Origin of the sequence: Nocardioides sp. Soil796, from assembly GCF_001429525.1 — a bacterium.
Lineage (GTDB): Bacteria > Actinomycetota > Actinomycetes > Propionibacteriales > Nocardioidaceae > Nocardioides.
On the sequence record NZ_LMSQ01000019.1, the window covers coordinates 792,224 to 808,517 of the forward strand.

Annotated in this window: 18 protein-coding genes; 6 read left to right on the forward strand and 12 right to left on the reverse strand. The window is 69.9% G+C overall.

Going from position 1 to position 16,294, the window contains the following annotated elements:
• Both ASH02_RS20965 and ASH02_RS20970 read left to right on the forward strand, forming a co-directional pair.
• On the forward strand, positions 1-1,029 hold the full coding sequence (locus ASH02_RS20965) for an ATP-binding cassette domain-containing protein (protein WP_057295398.1): 1,029 nt from the start codon (positions 1-3) through the stop codon (positions 1,027-1,029).
• 11 nt (positions 1,030-1,040) lie between these two features.
• Entirely contained in the window at positions 1,041-1,829 is a 789-nt protein-coding gene (locus ASH02_RS20970; RefSeq protein ID WP_327152744.1) for an ABC transporter permease, read from the forward strand.
• A gap of 11 nt (positions 1,830-1,840) precedes the next feature.
• Here ASH02_RS20970 and ASH02_RS20975 read toward each other — a convergent pair whose 3' ends face one another.
• Both ASH02_RS20975 and purL read right to left on the reverse strand, forming a co-directional pair.
• Entirely contained in the window at positions 1,841-3,004 is a 1,164-nt protein-coding gene (locus ASH02_RS20975; RefSeq protein ID WP_156393659.1) for a hypothetical protein, read from the reverse strand.
• A 63-nt stretch (positions 3,005-3,067) separates the two neighbouring features.
• Positions 3,068-5,344: a phosphoribosylformylglycinamidine synthase subunit PurL gene (gene purL, locus ASH02_RS20980; RefSeq protein ID WP_235532593.1), complete on the reverse strand. Its 2,277-nt coding sequence runs from the start codon at positions 5,342-5,344 to the stop codon at positions 3,068-3,070.
• 181 nt (positions 5,345-5,525) lie between these two features.
• Here purL and ASH02_RS20985 point away from each other — a divergent pair, with 181 nt between their 5' ends.
• Entirely contained in the window at positions 5,526-6,881 is a 1,356-nt protein-coding gene (locus ASH02_RS20985; RefSeq protein ID WP_056682893.1) for a glycoside hydrolase domain-containing protein, read from the forward strand.
• Between the two features lie 232 nt (positions 6,882-7,113).
• On the opposite strand, the gene ASH02_RS20990 is transcribed toward ASH02_RS20985, so the two are convergent.
• The 3 genes from ASH02_RS20990 to purS are packed head-to-tail and all read right to left on the reverse strand — an operon-like array spanning position 7,114 to position 8,497.
• Positions 7,114-7,560, reverse strand: coding sequence for a DUF3817 domain-containing protein (locus ASH02_RS20990; RefSeq protein ID WP_056682897.1), 447 nt, complete (start codon positions 7,558-7,560; stop codon positions 7,114-7,116).
• Complete coding sequence (purQ, locus tag ASH02_RS20995; protein WP_056682900.1) at positions 7,557-8,225, reverse strand: phosphoribosylformylglycinamidine synthase subunit PurQ; 669 nt, start codon at positions 8,223-8,225, stop codon at positions 7,557-7,559. The genes ASH02_RS20990 and purQ overlap by 4 nt, the downstream gene beginning before the upstream one ends.
• Complete coding sequence (gene purS, locus ASH02_RS21000; protein WP_056682903.1) at positions 8,225-8,497, reverse strand: phosphoribosylformylglycinamidine synthase subunit PurS; 273 nt, start codon at positions 8,495-8,497, stop codon at positions 8,225-8,227. Before purS ends, purQ begins: the two co-directional genes overlap by 1 nt.
• A gap of 112 nt (positions 8,498-8,609) precedes the next feature.
• On the opposite strand from purS, the gene ASH02_RS21005 reads away from it, so the two are divergent.
• Positions 8,610-9,110 (forward strand): general stress protein, encoded by a 501-nt coding sequence (locus ASH02_RS21005; RefSeq protein WP_056682906.1) that lies wholly within the window; start codon positions 8,610-8,612, stop codon positions 9,108-9,110.
• 32 nt (positions 9,111-9,142) lie between these two features.
• On the opposite strand, the gene ASH02_RS26240 is transcribed toward ASH02_RS21005, so the two are convergent.
• Positions 9,143-9,355, reverse strand: a complete 213-nt coding sequence (locus tag ASH02_RS26240) for a hypothetical protein (protein WP_156393660.1) — start codon at positions 9,353-9,355, stop codon at positions 9,143-9,145.
• 91 nt (positions 9,356-9,446) lie between these two features.
• Here ASH02_RS26240 and ASH02_RS21010 point away from each other — a divergent pair, with 91 nt between their 5' ends.
• Positions 9,447-10,382 carry a hypothetical protein gene (locus tag ASH02_RS21010; RefSeq protein WP_056682911.1) on the forward strand — a complete coding sequence of 312 codons (936 nt, stop codon included), beginning with the start codon at positions 9,447-9,449 and terminating at the stop codon, positions 10,380-10,382.
• Here the strand turns inward: ASH02_RS21010 and ASH02_RS21015 are convergent.
• Positions 10,375-11,925 carry a long-chain-fatty-acid--CoA ligase gene (locus tag ASH02_RS21015; RefSeq protein ID WP_056682913.1) on the reverse strand — a complete coding sequence of 517 codons (1,551 nt, stop codon included), beginning with the start codon at positions 11,923-11,925 and terminating at the stop codon, positions 10,375-10,377. The two genes, ASH02_RS21010 and ASH02_RS21015, sit on opposite strands and share 8 nt — an antisense overlap.
• A gap of 61 nt (positions 11,926-11,986) precedes the next feature.
• A complete protein-coding gene (gene rnhA, locus ASH02_RS21020) occupies positions 11,987-12,454 on the reverse strand; it encodes a ribonuclease HI (protein WP_056682916.1) in 468 nt (155 codons plus the stop codon).
• A gap of 95 nt (positions 12,455-12,549) precedes the next feature.
• Between rnhA and ASH02_RS21025 the strand changes: the two genes are divergently transcribed.
• The gene (locus ASH02_RS21025) at positions 12,550-13,134 is read left to right on the forward strand and encodes a hypothetical protein (RefSeq protein WP_056682919.1); all 585 of its coding nucleotides are present in this window, start codon (positions 12,550-12,552) and stop codon (positions 13,132-13,134) included.
• A gap of 34 nt (positions 13,135-13,168) precedes the next feature.
• Here the strand turns inward: ASH02_RS21025 and ASH02_RS21030 are convergent, their stop codons facing one another.
• The 4 genes from ASH02_RS21030 to ASH02_RS21045 are packed head-to-tail and all read right to left on the reverse strand — an operon-like array spanning position 13,169 to position 16,289.
• Positions 13,169-14,059 carry an aminoglycoside phosphotransferase family protein gene (locus ASH02_RS21030; protein WP_056682921.1) on the reverse strand — a complete coding sequence of 297 codons (891 nt, stop codon included), beginning with the start codon at positions 14,057-14,059 and terminating at the stop codon, positions 13,169-13,171.
• A 38-nt stretch (positions 14,060-14,097) separates the two neighbouring features.
• The gene (locus ASH02_RS21035) at positions 14,098-14,985 is read right to left on the reverse strand and encodes an aminoglycoside phosphotransferase family protein (RefSeq protein WP_082563853.1); all 888 of its coding nucleotides are present in this window, start codon (positions 14,983-14,985) and stop codon (positions 14,098-14,100) included.
• Positions 14,986-14,991: 6 nt separating this feature from the next.
• Positions 14,992-15,408: an SRPBCC family protein gene (locus tag ASH02_RS21040; protein ID WP_162250978.1), complete on the reverse strand. Its 417-nt coding sequence runs from the start codon at positions 15,406-15,408 to the stop codon at positions 14,992-14,994.
• Positions 15,405-16,289, reverse strand: a complete 885-nt coding sequence (locus ASH02_RS21045; protein WP_056682930.1) for a phosphoribosylaminoimidazolesuccinocarboxamide synthase — start codon at positions 16,287-16,289, stop codon at positions 15,405-15,407. Before ASH02_RS21045 ends, ASH02_RS21040 begins: the two co-directional genes overlap by 4 nt.
• Positions 16,290-16,294 lie beyond the last annotated feature (5 nt).

Consider the following 16,294-nt stretch of genomic DNA (forward strand, 5'->3'; position numbering starts at 1 on the left):
ATGACGACAACAGACGCAGCACCCGTGATCGTGACCCGAGGCCTGACCCGGCACTTCACGGCACGCAAGCAGACGGTCGAGGCGGTTCGTGGCCTCGATCTGGAGATCGGCCAGGGCGAGCTGGTCGCCTTCCTCGGACCCAACGGCGCCGGCAAGTCCACGACCCTGCGCATGCTCACCACACTGATCCCGCCGACGTCGGGCACCGCCTCCGTCGCCGGGCACGACGTGGTCACCGAGCAGCGCGAGGTGCGCCGCGCGATCGGCTTCGTCGGCCAGGGCAACGGCGCCGGCCACGTCCAGCGCGGTCGTGACGAGCTGGTCAGCCAAGGACGCGCCCACGGCCTGTCGCGGGCGCAGGCCCGCTCCCGCGCCGACGAGCTGGTCGAGGACCTCGACCTCTCCACCGTCGCGGACCGCAAGGTCTCCACGCTCTCCGGCGGCCAGCGTCGACGCCTCGACATCGCGATGGGCCTCGTGCACCTGCCCCGGGTGCTTTTCCTCGACGAGCCCTCGACCGGGCTCGACCCGCAGAACCGGGCGAACCTGCAGGGGCTGGTCGAGAGGCTGCACGCCTCGACCGGTTCGACGATCGTGCTGACCACGCACTACCTCGAGGAGGCCGACGCGCTGGCCGAGCGGGTGATCGTGATCGACCACGGCACCGTGATCGCCGACGACACGGCGCACTCGCTCAAGTCCGGGCTGGGTGACCTCGTGACCCTCGGCCTGGTCGACGAGATCGACGCGACGGTGGCCGCCGAGCACGCAGCGCTCCTCGACGGCGCGGTCGTCGAGCGCACCGGCCGCATGGTCACGGTGCGCGTGGCCGGCGGCCACGAGCTGGCGCCCGGGCTGCTCGCCTCGCTCGAACGGCGCGGCATGGCGCCGCGCAGCATCGAGGTCACCCGCCCCACCCTCGACGACGTCTTCCTGGACCTGACCGGGCGCAGCCTCCGCGAGGCCCAGGAGAACGCCGATGCATCGACCCCGACCGACCACTCGAACGAGAAGGTGGAAGCAGCATAAGCACCGCAGTCCTGAACCCCACCCGCGTCCGGCAGGCGACGCCGGACAGTCCCGCCAACGGGTTCCTCGCCGACACGTGGAACGTGATGACCCGCGAGCTGAAGCCGGTGCTGCGGGAGCCGGCGTCCGTGCTCTTCGCGATGGTGCAGCCGCTGGTCTTCCTCGGCCTCTTCGCCCCGTTGCTGCCCGACACGCCCGACGGCTCGGCGCTGCAGTGGTTCGTGCCCGGCATCGTGGCGATGACCTGCTTGATGGGCGCCTCGTTCACCGGCGCGAACCTGACCAACGAGATGCTCACCGGCTCGCACGAGCGACTGCTGGTCTCGCCGCTGAGCCGGTCGTCACTGCTGGTCGGGCGAGCCCTGAAGGAGGTCGTGCCGATGCTGATGCAGACCGCGATCATCCTGCTGGTCGTGACGCCGTTCAGCTTCGACCTGCACCTGGGCGGCGTACTCATCGGAGTGGCGATCCTGTCGCTGTTCAGCGTCGGGGTCGGCGCGTTGTCCTTCGCGCTGGCGCTGGCCTCGAAGGACAACGAGTGGATCTTCTGGACCGTGCAGCAGACGCTGATCTTCCCGGTGCTGCTGCTGGCCGGCATCCTGCTGCCCCTCGACGGCGCACCGCGCTGGCTGGAGATCGCCTCGAACCTCAACCCGCTGACGTACGTCGTGGAGGCGGTGCGGGAGCTGTTCGCCGGCAGCTACCCGGTCGACTCGATCGCCGCCGGGTTCGCCGGCTCCGCGCTGATGGCCGCCTTCGGAATCGCGATCGGCCTGAAGGCGATGCGCAACTCGTCCTGAGCCCGGGCCGGTCAGCGAGAGACGAACAGGAGCTCGCGCTGCTGCAGGGCCTGGTAGAGGAAGCTCGTCCGGCCCTGCTCAGCGGGAGTGACTGTCACCGTCACCACGGGGCCGTCGGCGTCGACGTCCTCGACGTCGAGGTAGTCGCTGTACGGCGTCCGTGACACCGAGCTGGTCCCCTCGCGGTAGGTCTTCTCCAGCACCTCTGCACCGTCTCGTGCGGCGTCGGTCGAGTCGAAGTGGTAGGCCACGTGCACCTCGGCCTCACCGTCGTCGACCGACCAGCCGATGCCGACCGCGTCGAACGGGTCCTCCGGCACGGAACCCTCGAGCTGCTCGTTCAGCGCCTCCAGCTGTTCCGGTGAGGCCTGCGACCCGAGGACGGCGGAGGCGGGGTCCGCCCCACCCTCGACGCGGGTCAGCACCGCCGAGATCGCGCCCTCGTCGTCGAGGGCGTCGGCGACCGCGGCAAGGGAGTCGTCGTCGGCCAGGCTGTCGCCGCCCTCGAGCCAGGACTCGACCGCAGGGGTCGACGGGCTGAGCGCGATGTGGTCACCCTGCCTGGCCAGCCGGGTCGGGACGCCGAGCCGGTTCGCGGCGTTGACCGCATCGAGGTGGTTCTCGAAATCCTCCCCCTCGACGTCGGTCACGACACCGTCGCCGACCTCGGTCAGGTCGCTGGAGAGAGTGTCGTCGTCGAAGTCACCGGTGACCACGGCGAAGCGGCCGGGCGGCACGCTGAGCTCCACGAAGCTGTCGACGTCGAGCACCGACCACCCGAGCAGCTCGGCGAACTCCTCCGGCGCGGCCGCCTGGAGGTTGAACGACTCCCCGAACGGCACGAACACCGGCGTGGGCGACTCGGAGGAGGCATCGGTGAGCCCGCTCAGCCACGGCGACGTCGCCTCACGGCTGCCGTCGGTGGGGACGTCGAGCCCGGCCGCCTCGGTGGCCGCCCGCAGGTCCGCGGTCTGCACCAGGACGTCGTCGTCCACGGCAGAGGCAGGGATCTCGGCCAACGCACCGCGGACGCTGTAGCCCTCGCTGAGGGACTGCGGCGACCGGTGCTTCTCGTCGCCATCGTTGCTCCCGTCATCGTCGGAGCAGCCTGCGACGAGCACCGTCGCGGCCACTGCCAGGACGGCCAGTCGCGCCGTCGTACGCCGGTTTCCCACGTGCTGCACCTCCGTGTCGGGTCCCGTTCGGGGTGTGCCCGGAACCGGACCGCTGGAAACCTCTCAGCCCAGGGCAGCGGGCAGGGTGGCGGCCCAGGCGGTGCGGATCTCGTCGACAGGCACCTCGAAACGTGCTTCCGGGTTCGGACCCTCGACCGAGAGCGTGGAGCCGCCGGTGCGACCGATCGGAGTCACCGGCACACCGTGCTTCTCGGCCAGGGCGACCAACGCGTCGGCGGACGCCTCGGGCACCGTGACGATCGCGCGGGCCGCGGACTCGGCGTACAGGTTGACGAACGCGTCACCCTGCACGGCGACCGCGGCTCCGATGCCGTTGCGCAGTGCCGACTCGGCCAACGCGATCGCGAGGCCGCCGTCGGAGAGGTCGTGGGCACTGGTGACCACGCCCACTGCCTCGACCAGGAGCGCACCGAGCGCCTTCTCTGCGGCGAGGTCGACGACCGGCGGGCGACCGCCGAGGTGGTCGTGCACGACGTGGGCCCACTCGGAACCGGAGAGCTCCTCACGGGTGGAGCCGAGCTGGAAGATGCGCTCGCCCTCGGCCACGAAGCCGGTCGGCGTACGACGGGTGACGTCCTCGATCACGCCGAGCACGGCGACCACCGGGGTCGGCAGGATCGCGGTCTCGCCGGTCTGGTTGTAGAGGCTGACGTTGCCGCCGGTGACCGGGATGCCGAGCTCGAGGCAGGCGTCCTTGAGGCCGCGGCAGGCCTCGGCGAACTGCCACATCACGTCGGGGTCCTCGGGCGAGCCGAAGTTGAGGCAGTCGCTGATCGCCATCGGCGTCGCGCCACCGGTCGACACGTTGCGGTAGGACTCGACCAGCGCCAGCTGCGCGCCGAAATACGGGTCGAGCTTGGCGAAACGGCCGTTGCAGTCGGTGGAGACCGCGACGCCGAGGTTGGTCGCGTCGTCGACGCGGATCATGCCGGAGTCGGACGGCTGCGCGAGCACGGTGTTGCCCTGCACGTAGCGGTCGTACTGGTCGGTGACCCAGGACTTGTCGCACAGGTTCGGCGAGGCGATCAGCTGCAGCAGAGTGGCCCTGAGCTCGTCGCCGGTCGTCGGACGGGCCAGCTTCTCGGCGCCGTCGGCCTGGAGGGCGTCCTGCCACTCGGGGCGGGCGAACGGCCGGTTGTACGTCGGTCCGTCGTGCGCCACCGACCGCGGCGGCACGTCGACGACGCGCTCGCCGTGCCAGTCGATCTCGAGGCGACCGGTGTCGGTGACCTCGCCGATCGCCACGGCCTCGACGTCCCACTTCTCGCAGATCGCCATGAACGCCTCGACATCGCCGGGCTCGACGACCGCCATCATGCGCTCCTGCGACTCGCTCATCAGGATCTCTTCGGGCGAGAGCGTGGAGTCGCGCAGCGGCACCCGGTCCAGCGAGCAGCGCATGCCGCCGTCACCGGCGGAGGCCAGCTCGGAGGTGGCGCACGAGAGTCCGGCTCCACCGAGGTCCTGGATGCCGGCGACCACGCGGGCCTGGAACAGCTCGAGGGTGCACTCGATGAGCAGCTTCTCCATGAAGGGGTCGCCCACCTGGACGCTGGGCCGCTTGGCCGGGCCGGTCGACTCGAAGGTCTCGGAGGCCAGGATCGAGACGCCACCGATGCCGTCGCCCCCGGTGCGGGCGCCGTAGAGGATCACCTGGTTGCCGACGCCCGAAGCCTTGGCGAGGTGGAGGTCCTCGTGGCGGAGCACGCCGATGGAGAGCGCGTTGACCAGCGGGTTGCCGGCGTACGTCGCGTCGAAGACGACCTCGCCGCCGATGTTGGGCAGGCCCAGGCAGTTGCCGTAGCCGCCGACGCCGGCCACGATGCCGGGCAGCACCCGGTGGGTGTCATCGGCGTCGAGCGGGCCGAAGCGAAGCGGGTCCATCACGGCGACCGGGCGGGCGCCCATGGCGAGGATGTCGCGGACGATGCCACCGACGCCGGTCGCCGCGCCCTGGTAGGGCTCGACGTACGACGGGTGGTTGTGCGACTCGACCTTGAACGTCACCGCGTAGCCCTGGCCGATGTCGATGACGCCGGCGTTCTCCCCGATGCCGGCGAGCATCTTGCCGACCGGCGTCTCCTGGGGAATCTCGGAGAACTGCTTGAGGTGCACCTTGCTCGACTTGTAGGAGCAGTGCTCGGACCACATCACCGAGTACATCGCCAGCTCGGAGCTGGTCGGACGGCGGCCGAGGATCTCGCGGATCCGGGCGTACTCGTCGGCCTTCAGACCGAGATCGGCCCACGGCTGTTCGCGGGTGGGGTCGGCGGCGGCTACGTCGACGGTGTCGAGGACAGGGCGGGGAGTCTCAGGCACGAGGCACATCCTAGGGCGCGTGGTTCGCACGTCACGCCCCGCACTCCGCGATGGTCGCCGCGACTCGCCCACACCCCGTCTGACCTGCATGAATTACAGATTTGTAGTTCAACCGAACCACTGTTACTGGTGTTACTTGTGTGGTTAGGGTGACGCAGTTCCTTCCCCATTGGAGACCAAGATGAGCCCCCTTTCCCAGCCTCGCAAGCGACTGCGGACCCTCTTCGTCAGTGGCCTCGTCGCGACCCTCGCCGGCTTCGGCCTGACCTCCGTCGCCGCGCCCGCACATGCCGACAACCGGGTCACCCCCGGCGACTTCACCGGCTACGGGTTCGACCAGTGCCTCACCCCGACGCAGTCCAAGATGGACGCCTGGATGGAGCACTCGCCGTTCTCGGCGGTCGGCATCTACATCTCTGGTGACTCACGCGCCTGCCGCACCCAGCCCAACCTGACCCCGAGCTGGGTCACGCGCCAGCTGGCCAACCGGTGGGTGCTGCTGCCGATCACACTCGGACCCCAGGCCGACTGCCTCGACCGCTTCCCGCGGTACGGCGACGACGAGACCATCAAGCCGAGCAGCTACCGGAGCTACCAGGCGGCGCGTGGCCAGGGCCGCCGCGAGGCGGACAAGGCGGTCGCCGCGGCGAAGCGCCTGGGCATCGTGCCGGGCAGCACGCTCTGGTACGACCTCGAGGGCTTCAACCACAACATCACGTCGTGCCGCGAGTCGGCGATCTACTTCCTGCACGCCTGGACCGGACGCCTGCACACGCTCGGCTACGTCTCGGGCGTCTACTCCAGCGCCGGCTCGGGCATCAAGATGCTCGACGACGCGCGGGTGAACCGGCCCGGCCGCTTCACCCTCCCGGACCGCATCTGGATCGCCCGCTGGGACGGCGTGGCCAACACCTCGACCGACTACATCCGCGAGGACGGCTGGCAGCCGCACCGCCGCGTCAAGCAGTACCGCGGCGGCCACAACGAGACGTGGGGCGGCACGACCATCAACATCGACAGCAACTTCCTCGACGTGGGCAAGGGCTCCTGGGCCAGTCGCCAGGGCCTGAGCTGCGGGGGCAAGGCAAACATCAACCTGTCGTCGTTCCCGGCGCTCAACAAGCGCCTCGCACCGTCGAACGTGGCTGCGGTGAAGGCGCTGCAGTGCCAGCTGACGCACGTGAAGCTGTACGCCGGGGCGATCAACGGAAGGTATGACACGCCGACCATCAAGGCGATCAACGCCTTCCAGCGCCAGCGTGGACTTCGCGTCGCGGTGACCTGGACCAAGCGCAGCTGGGTGATGCTCAACAGCACCGGCGCCTACCGCACGGTCAAGCGCGGCCACACCGGCCCTCCGGTGCGGCTGGCCCAGCGCGCACTGACCGCGGCCACCGGTCGCTACGTGCCCGTCACCGGCGTCTTCGACGCCCGGACCGAGGCGGTCACCAAGCTGTGGCAGCGCAACCTGGGCGGCGCCGACACCGGCGTGATGAACCGGACGGCCTGGTCCCGGCTGCGCGACGGACGCTACTGAGCACCGCTCCGCTGAAGGACCGGGCACGCTCGGACGTCGGCTGCGGGCAGTCAGCGAACGACGTGTCGGCCACCCGGGCCAAGGCGCTCATTTCAACCTGCAGTTCGCTCGCCGCGACGCTCCGGTCACGCTCAACGGACGCACCCGAGGCGTGAACTGTAGGTCGAAATGAGCAGACGACGCGTCACTCGGTGTCGTCCGGCGGCATCACGGGATTGTTCGTCTCAGAGGTTCAGCTCGCCGGGGGTCCGACGGTGAGGGCCACGGCGGTGAGTACGCCGACGGCGGCGACACCGGCCACGGCCCCGGCGAGCGGGTTGCGCAGCAGCCAGGCGGTGGGCTTCTCGAGGACCCCCGAGGGTCGTTCGCCACGCAGGCGCCACGTCGAGTCGAGGGCACCGGCCTTCTCGGCGTGACGGTCGAACCACACCGTCATGAAGGGCGGCACCGCACTCAACAGGCCGAGCACCAGCCGACCGAACGACCACTTCTGGTCGATCCAGACGACGACGGTGGTCAGGCAGTACGCGACGAAGACGATGCCGTGGACCATGCCGAAGATGCGGACGCCGAGTTCGGTGGTCTCCGTGACGTACTTGAGGAACATCCCGGTGAGCAGCAGCGCCCAGGTGATCGCCTCGGCGATCGCGACCCGGCGGAACAGGGTCAACGGGCTCACGCGAAGGCCCTCTCGACCAGGCCGGTGAAGAAGCCGAGCCCCTCGGTGCCGGGTCCGCACAGGTCCTCGACAGCGTGCTCGGGGTGCGGCATCAGGCCGACCACGTTGCCCGCCTCGTTGGTGATGCCGGCGATGTCGCGCAGCGAGCCGTTCGGGTTGCCGTCGAGGTAGCGGGCGACGACGCGCCCCTCCCCCTCGAGACGGTCGAGCGTCTCGGCGTCGGCGACGTAGGAGCCCTCGCCGTTCTTGAGCACGACGGTGACCTCCGCACCCTCGGCGTAGGACGAGGTCCAGGGGGTGCGGTTGTTCTCGATGCGCAGCCGCTGGTCCCTGCAGACGAACTTGCGGTGGTCGTTGCGGATCAACGCGCCGGGCAGCAGGTGGGACTCGCACAGGATCTGGAAGCCGTTGCAGATGCCGAGCACGGGCAGGCCCTTGCCGGCAGCGGCGACGACCTCGGTCATCACCGGGGAGAAACGTGAGATCGCGCCGCAGCGCAGGTAGTCGCCGTAGGAGAAGCCGCCGGGGAGCACGACCGCGTCGACGCCCTGGAGGTCGTGGTCGCGGTGCCACAGCGCGACGGCCTCATTGCCACCCAGGCGTACGGCGCGGCGCGCGTCGACGTCGTCGAGGGAACCGGGGAAGGTGACCACTCCGACCTTCATCAGGCGCGGCGCTTCCCGGGAGCGGCGTCACCCTCGATGTGGATGGCGTAGTCCTCGATCACGGGGTTGGAGAGCAGCGTCTCGGCGAGCTTGTGCACCTCGGCGAGCCTCTCCTCGGTGAGCTCACCCTCGAGCTCGAGCTCGAAGCGCTTGCCCTGGCGGACGTCGGCAACGCCGTCGAAGCCGAGACGGGGCAGGGCACCGTGCACGGCCTTGCCCTGGGGATCGAGGATTTCAGGCTTGAGCATGACGTCGACGACGACACGGGCCACGGGAGGCTCCTTGGTGCAAGGGGTTCGCGAACGGGGCCCAGTCTAGGGCCGCCCTGCCCCCGGCCCGACGGCGGCTCAGATCCGGGTTCGGCGGGGCAGGCATGATGGAGGCATGCCAGCACCCACCCCGGACCACGCGAACGCCATGGCTCTCGAGTTCCCGCAGTCACTCGCCGTCTACGACAAGTACGCCGACGCCCAGCGGGCCGTCGACTTCCTCTCCGACGAGGAGTTCCCGGTCCAGAACTGCATGATCGTCGGCACCGACCTCAAGCAGGTGGAGCGCATCACCGGCCGGCTCACCACCGGCAAGGTCGCGCTGGCCGGCGCGCTGTCGGGCGCCTGGCTGGGCCTCTTCGTCGGCCTGATCTTCTCGCTCTTCGGCGACGGCAACATACTCGCCATGATCGTGTCGACCGCCCTGATGGGTGCCGTGTTCGGCCTGGTCTGGGGTCTGGTCGGCTTCGCAGGCACCCGCGGCCGCCGTGACTTCTCCTCGGTCAGCGCGGTCGTCGCCACGAAGTACGAGGTGCTCGTCGAGCACAAGCACCTGCAGACCGCGCAGCAGATCCTTGCCCGCCTGCCCGGCGCGCTGCCCAATCCATTCGAGTGACCTGACCCGAGTGACCTGACCGGCCGCCCGGGTCAGTCGTCCTCGAGGAACGGGTCGCCGTACCACGGTGTCTGGGACGTCGAGTCGGCATCGTCGGCCCCGCTGTTCTCCGCCTGGGCGCCGAACACGGTCGCCGCGATCACGCTGGCGCTGGCGGTGAGGCCGGCAGTCATCAGGACCGTACGCCGACGCTTGCGCGGCGGCGGACCAGTGGGCGGCGGCTGAGCGGGGGTCGGTTCAGTCATGCCAGAGAGAGTTGCTCGCATTCCTTGGCGGAACCTGAGCAACAGGTGAGCGGAGCGCATGAAAAGTCGCCGGCCCGGGCAGACTGCGCGCGTGAACACCGTCAGCCGCTCTGTCACGGCACTCGCCCTGGTCGCCGTACTCCTCGGTTTCTCGTCTGCCTGTTCGGACCCCGAGACGGCTGCCGGCCGCAGCAGCGGGACGGGTGCGTCGGCGCCACCTGTCCCTGCGATCGGCGACACCGCCCGTTTCCTTGCCACCACCGCCGCTGAGGAGGCTGTGGTCGGAGTGCTCGCCTACGACCACCAGGACTTCGACGCCGCCTACACGGCAGCCGAGCACCTGCTGACCGAGCGGATGGCCACGGAGATCGAGAAGACTCGGACGACCTTGCGACCGATGGTCAGGAAGCAGCGAGCCAGCCAGGACGTCAGGGTCGTCGAGAGCGGCACGATCACCGGGCAGAACGACACCATCAAGGTGGTCCTGTTCATCGACCAGACGGTGCGCCGCGCCGGAGGCTCCACGAACCGCCAGTCGGCGACCGTGGTGGCCAGCATGGTTCACGACCACGGCGACACGTGGCTGGTCGACGAGCTGGACACGAACGCTTCTGATGCCTCCGGCATCCAGGACCCCGAACCCGGGCGGGCGGCCGCCGTCGACGCGGCCATCGAACTGGCGTCCGCGTTCACGAACCTGGACCACCGCACTCTCGACGCCGACACCCAGGCCGTGCTGGACCTGTCCACGGGCACCTTTCACGACCAGTTCAAGGGAAGTCTGCCCAGCATGAAGAAGACGGTCTCGACCGCCCGTTCCGTGTTCACGAGCGAGGTGACCGTTGCCGCTCTCGACAAGTTCACCGGCGAAGCACCCGGTGACACCGCGACGGTGCTGGTCGCCACCGAGGGAACCGTCACCAACACGAACGCGCCACAAGGTGTCGACCGCGACCAGCGCCTCCTCATCTCGTTGGTCAACGAGGACGGCGAGTGGCTGGCCGACGACGTGACGTTCGTCAGCTGAGCTCGCGCTTGAGGATCTTGCCGGTCGCGGTCATCGGCAGCGCGTCGACGTACTCCACGATGCGGGGGTACTTGTAGGTCGCCATCTGCTCCTTGGCCCATGCGATCAGCTCGTCCTCGCTGGTCGTCGCGCCCTCGTTGCGGATCACGAACGCCTTGATCTCCTCGCCGTGGCTCTCGTGGGGCACGCCGATGACCGCCGCGAGCGAAACCGCGTCGTGGGTCATCAGCACCTCCTCGATCTCGCGCGGGTAGACGTTGAAGCCACCGCGGATGATCATGTCCTTCGAGCGGTCGACGATGTAGTAGTAGCCGTCGGCATCCTTGCGGCCCAGGTCGCCGGTGCGGAACCAGCCGTCGTGGATCGCCTCGGCGGTGGCCTCGGGCCGGGCGTAGTAGCCCTTCATGATGTTGGGCCCCTTGACCGCGATCTCGCCGATCACGTCGTCGCCCGACCCGAGGTCGTTCCACTCGGGGTCGATCAGCTTCATCTCGACACCGGGGATGGGTACGCCGATCGAGCCGACGCGCACCTCACGACCCCACGGCGAGAAGCTCGCCACCGGCGAGGTCTCCGAGAGCCCGTAGCCCTCGAGGATCGTGACGCCGAACTTCGCCGCGAAGTCCTTGTGCACCTCGACCGGGAGCGCGGAGCCACCCGACGCGGCGACGCGCAGGTTGGCGGCGACGGCCGAGACGTCGACGCCCTCCTGGAGTGCACCGAGCAGGCCCCAGTACATCGTCGGGACGCCGGCGAAGAAGGTCACCTTCTCCTTCAGCATGAGCCCGAGGGCTGCCTGTGCCTCGAAGCGCGGCAGCATCACGACGGTGCCGCCGAACGCGAAGGCGCCGTTCTGGATCACGGTCTGGCCGAAGGAGTGGAAGAGCGGCAGCACGCACAGGTAGGTGTCGGGGTTGCCCGCGTCTGCGTTGAAGAGGTCGGCCGAGGCCATCGCGTTGGAGTGCATGTTGCGGTGCATCAGCTCAGCGCCCTTGGGCTGGCCGGTGGTGCCGGAGGTGTAGAGGATCACGGCCGTGTCGTCGGCGTCGGTGGCATGCGTCTCGAAGGCCGGGGACTTGCCGGCGAGTGCCTGGCCCAGGGTCTCGGCGCCCTCGATCGGCGAGGCCGCGGCAGGGTCGGCGGTGATCACGAAGAACCGCGTGCATCCGGGCGTCTGCTCGAAGCCGACCGATCCTTCCTGCGCCATCGGCAGGTCGGGGGTGCCCTCGAAACAGAAGTAGGCGACGGCGTCGGAGTCGTCGAGGTGGTAGGCGATCTCGCGGCCCTTGAGCAGCACGTTGAGGGGAACGACGGTCGCGCCGGACTTGAGGATGCCGTAGTAGACGATCGAGAAGTAGGGCAGGTTCGGGCAGCTGAGCGCGACCTTGTCGCCGGGCTTCACCCCGCGCTCGACCAGCAGGTTGGCCACCTGGCTGGCCGCGCCGTTGACCTGCGCGTAGGTCAGGCGGGTGTCACCGAGGATGATCGCGTCGCGATCCGGGTAGTCGCGCGCGGAGTCGTCGAGGAGCGAGGCGAGGTTCATGCCGCAGAACCTACCCGCCGGTTGTGCGCCCCGTCACAGGGTCGTCCACATGGTGTGCGGGTCAGCCCGCGCGCACCAGGTCGACACCCTTGTTGGCCAGCTCGTCGGCCCGCTCGTTGCCGGGATCGCCGGAGTGTCCCTTCACCCACACCCAGTGGATGGTGTGGCGGTTCACCTCGGCATCCAGGGCCTGCCACAGCTCGACGTTCTTGACCGGCTTCTTCGCCGACGTCTTCCAGCCGTTGCGCTTCCAGCCGTGGATCCACGACTTCATGCCGTTCATGACATACGACGAGTCGACGTGCAGCGTCACCTCGCAGGGCTGGGTCAGCGCCTTGAGGCCCGCGATGACCGCCTGCAGCTCCATCTGGTTGTTCGTGGTCAGTGGCTCGCCGCCGAACAGCTCGCGCTCGTGGCCGCCCGAACGCATCCACGCGCCCCAGCCGCCGATGCCGGGGTTGCCCTTGCACGCGCCATCGGTCCACATCTCCACCACGGGCCGTGCTTGCGTCGAAGGGGCGTCAGTCATGACGCAAACCCTATCCAGCGGCCTCCCCGGTTGAACCGGAGCCCGAGTGGGTAGGCAGCCGTCGCACTGCACGAGGACTCGACGGGGGACCACACATGAACGACGCAACAGGCCGACTGGCCGCTCTCTACTCGGACCCGGCGCGGGAGCGCAGGCTCGGCATCCGCTTCATGCTCGCGGCGATCGTCATGTTCGCGATCGCGGCGCTGGGTGTCTTCTCACTGGTCCAGGGCTCTTCCGTGGCGCGAGCCCTGGTCTGGATCGTGATCGGCGGTCTGGTCGGAGCACTGTGCGCCCTGCTGGCGCTCAACAACTTCATGCTCAGCCGCCGCACGGGCGAGGGCCTGCTGACCGTGGCGGTCGGGCAGGACGGCCTCGTCGGGCCCGAGCTGATCGGACTGCCGTGGTCCCAGATCACGCAGGTGACGGACACGGTGCACGGTGAGTCGAAGCGCGGCCGCACGCCCCGTTCCCTGACTGTCCGTGTCCGTGACCACGACGCACTCCTGGCGACCGTGCCGGAGAAGGTGCGCTGGCTGGTCGACCGCGGGGAGAACGGGGCGGCCCACGTCACCACCGGCCTGGGCGCCGTCACCGACGACGAGTACCGGGGGTTCCTGGACGTGCTCCGGACCGAGCTCGACCGTCGCCAGATCCCGCTCGTCGACGCCCGCGACTGAGCCGAGCCCTGAGGCCGACCCGGAGACCAGCCACTCACAGTGAGGCGAGCAGGCACCTGAGGATGCCGAGGGCACCCAGCGAGAGGCGAGCGTTGGACCCGCGGTAGTACGTCCAGGCGCTGATCGCCGGCGCCAGGGCCTGGCCGCGGGACCGGCGGTACGCCGCTTCGTCCAGGCCGACCGCGTCCCGGTAGACCTCGGACACCGAGACCGGGACGTAGCCCCACATGGCGTTCAGCTCGATCGCCGGGTCGCCCCGCCCGGCCGCACCCCAGTCGATGACGGCCGCGAGTCGTCCGTCACGGACCAGCAGGTTGCCCTCGTGCAGGTCACCGTGGAACCACGTCGGCTCGCCGTCCCACGCCGGGGCGTCCAGCGCGTCGGCCCACAGCGCCAGCACCGCCGACGGGTCGATCTCGGAGGTGTCGGCACGCGCCGTCCAGGTGCGCACCCACTCGTCGAGGGCCGACAGCGGACCACCACGGCCGAGGGTCTTCACCGGGCCACCCATCGCCGGCACGGCGCGGGTGGCCCGGGCGAAGGCGCCGAGACTGGTGGCCCACTCCTCGGGGTCGAAGGAGTCCTCGGTCGGGGTCTCCCCCTCGATCCACGGGACCACGGTCCAGTGCCAGGCGAAGCCGTCGCCCGGCTCCCCGAGCGCCACCGGTGCCGGGATCGGCAATGGCAGGTGCTCCGCGAGCCGGGGCAGCCAGGTGTGCTCCCACTCGCCCGAGCCGGCCACCCAATCGACCCGGGGCATCCGGACCAGCAGGTCGTCACCGAGGCGGAACAGCTGGTTGTTGGTGCCCACCGGGGGCAGACGTCGGAGCGGAAGGGCCGACCATTCCGGGAACTGGTCGGCCACCAGGCCGCGCACCAGCTCGTCACTGATCGTGATCTCGTTGTCGTGCATCCGGCCGGCCATCGCGGCACGAGACTAGCCGCACACCTCGAGCCCGGCACTCACAGCGAGGCGATCAGCGACCGCACCGTCGCCAGGGACTCCTCCGAGATGCGTGGACTGCTGTCGCGGTAGTACGTCCAGCCGCTGATCGACGGCGCCAGGGCATAGCCCCTGGCCCGGCGGTACGCCGCCTCGTCGAGGCCGACTTCTGCCCGGTACAGCTGCGCCACCGACGCGGGGAGGTAGCCCCACATGGCGTTCAGCTCGATCGCCGGGTCGCCTCGCCCGGCCGCACCCCAGTCGATGACGGCCGCGAGTCGACCGTCACGGACCAGCAGGTTGCCCTCGTGCAGGTCACCGTGGAACCACGTCGGCTCGCCGTCCCACGCCGGGGCCTCCAGCGCGTCGGCCCACACCGCCAGCACCGCCGACGGATCGATCTCGGAGGTGTCGGCACGCGCCGTCCATGTGCGCACCCACTCGTCCAGCCCGGACAACGGAGCACCACGCCCCTCGGTCTTCACCGGCGCACCCATCGCGGGCACCTCACGGGTGGCACGGACGAACCTGCCGAGGCTCACCGCCCATTCGTCGGGGTCGAAGGTCTCGGGGGTCGGGGTCTCCCCCTCGATCCACGGCACGACGGTCCAGTGCCACGGGTAGCCCTCCCCAGGCCGTCCGAGCCCGACGGGTGCCGGGATCCGCAACGTCAGGTGCGGCGCCAGCCGGGGCAGCCACCTGTGCTCCCACTCGGCCGACTCGGCCGCCCAGTCGATCCGCGGCATCCGCACGAGCAGGTCGTCACCGAGCCGGAAGAGCTGGTTGTCGGTGCCCTCCGGAGGGAGCCGACGCAGCGGGCGGCCCGCCCACTCGGGGAACTGGCCGGCGACCAGGCTCCGCACCAGGTCGTCGCCGATCTCGATCTCGTTCTCGTGCATGCGGCTCATGGCGGCCTACCCGAGCAGCCGCGCCGCCCGGCGCAGGTCGTCGCGCGCGGCCACCGGACCGAGCAGGCCCAGGCCCCAGCCGAGCGGACGACGCCAGCCCGGGGCGTACGTCGAGGCAGTCGCGCGCACCGTCGTACCGGCGCCGTTCGCGACGAAGTCGAGGGTGAGGTCGACGACGAGGCCGTGCCAGGTGCCACGCTCGGCCCAGCGCACGCCCGGCTCGAACACGGTGATCTCCATGCGCGGGCGCACTCCCGGCCAGGTGACGTCGTGCCAGGCCGTGCCCACTCCGGTCGGCCCGTCGGTGAGCAGCTCGACCGTGCGCAGGCTGGCCTGCCAGGCGGCCCGTCGTGCGGGGTCGCCGAGGTAGGCGAAGACGGCGTCCGGGGCCTGCGCGAAGTCGACCGAGACTGTGAACGTCACCAGGTCGTGCCGGTCAGCCGCTCGAAGGCCTCGACGTACTTCGAGCGGGTCAGCTCGACGACGTCGGCGGGCAGCACCGGGGGCTCCTCACCCGACGTACGGTCCCAGCCGGAGGCCGGGGAGGTCAGCCAGTTGCGGATGACGTCCTTGTCGAACGAGGGCTGCGCCTGCCCGGGCTGCCACTGGTCGGCCGGCCAGAAGCGCGACGAGTCGGGGGTGAGCACCTCGTCGGCGAGCACGATGGCGCCGTCGGCACGACGTCCGAACTCGAACTTGGTGTCGGCCAGGATGATGCCGCGGTCGCGGGCGATGGCCTCGGCGCGGCCGTAGATGTCGAGGGTCCTCTCGCGGAGCGCCGTCGCGTCGTCGGCGCCGATCGTGGCCACCACCGCGTCGAACGAGACGTTCTCGTCGTGGTCGCCGACCTCGGCCTTGGTGGCCGGCGTGAAGATCGCCTCGGGCAGACGGCTGCCGTCCTCGAGACCGGCAGGCAGCGCGATGCCGCACACCTCGCCGGAGCCGGCGTACTCCCGCAGGCCGGAGCCGGTCAGGTAGCCGCGCGCGACGCATTCGACCGGGAACATCTCGAGGGACTCGCAGATCACCGCGCGGCCCTTCACCTCGTCGGGCACGTCGGTCGAGACCACGTGGTGGTCGGCGCCGAGCTGGTCGAACCACCACAGCGACATGCGGGTCAGGATCTCGCCCTTGTCGGGGATGGTGGAGCTGAGCACGAAGTCGTAGGCACTGATCCGGTCGCTGGCCACCATCAGCAGGTTGCCGGCGAACTGGCCCTCGTCGATGCGGTAGAGGTCGCGGACCTTGCCGGAGTGGAGGTGCGTCGTTCCGGCGATGACGGGTGCGTCCGGGATGTTCAGCATGACCC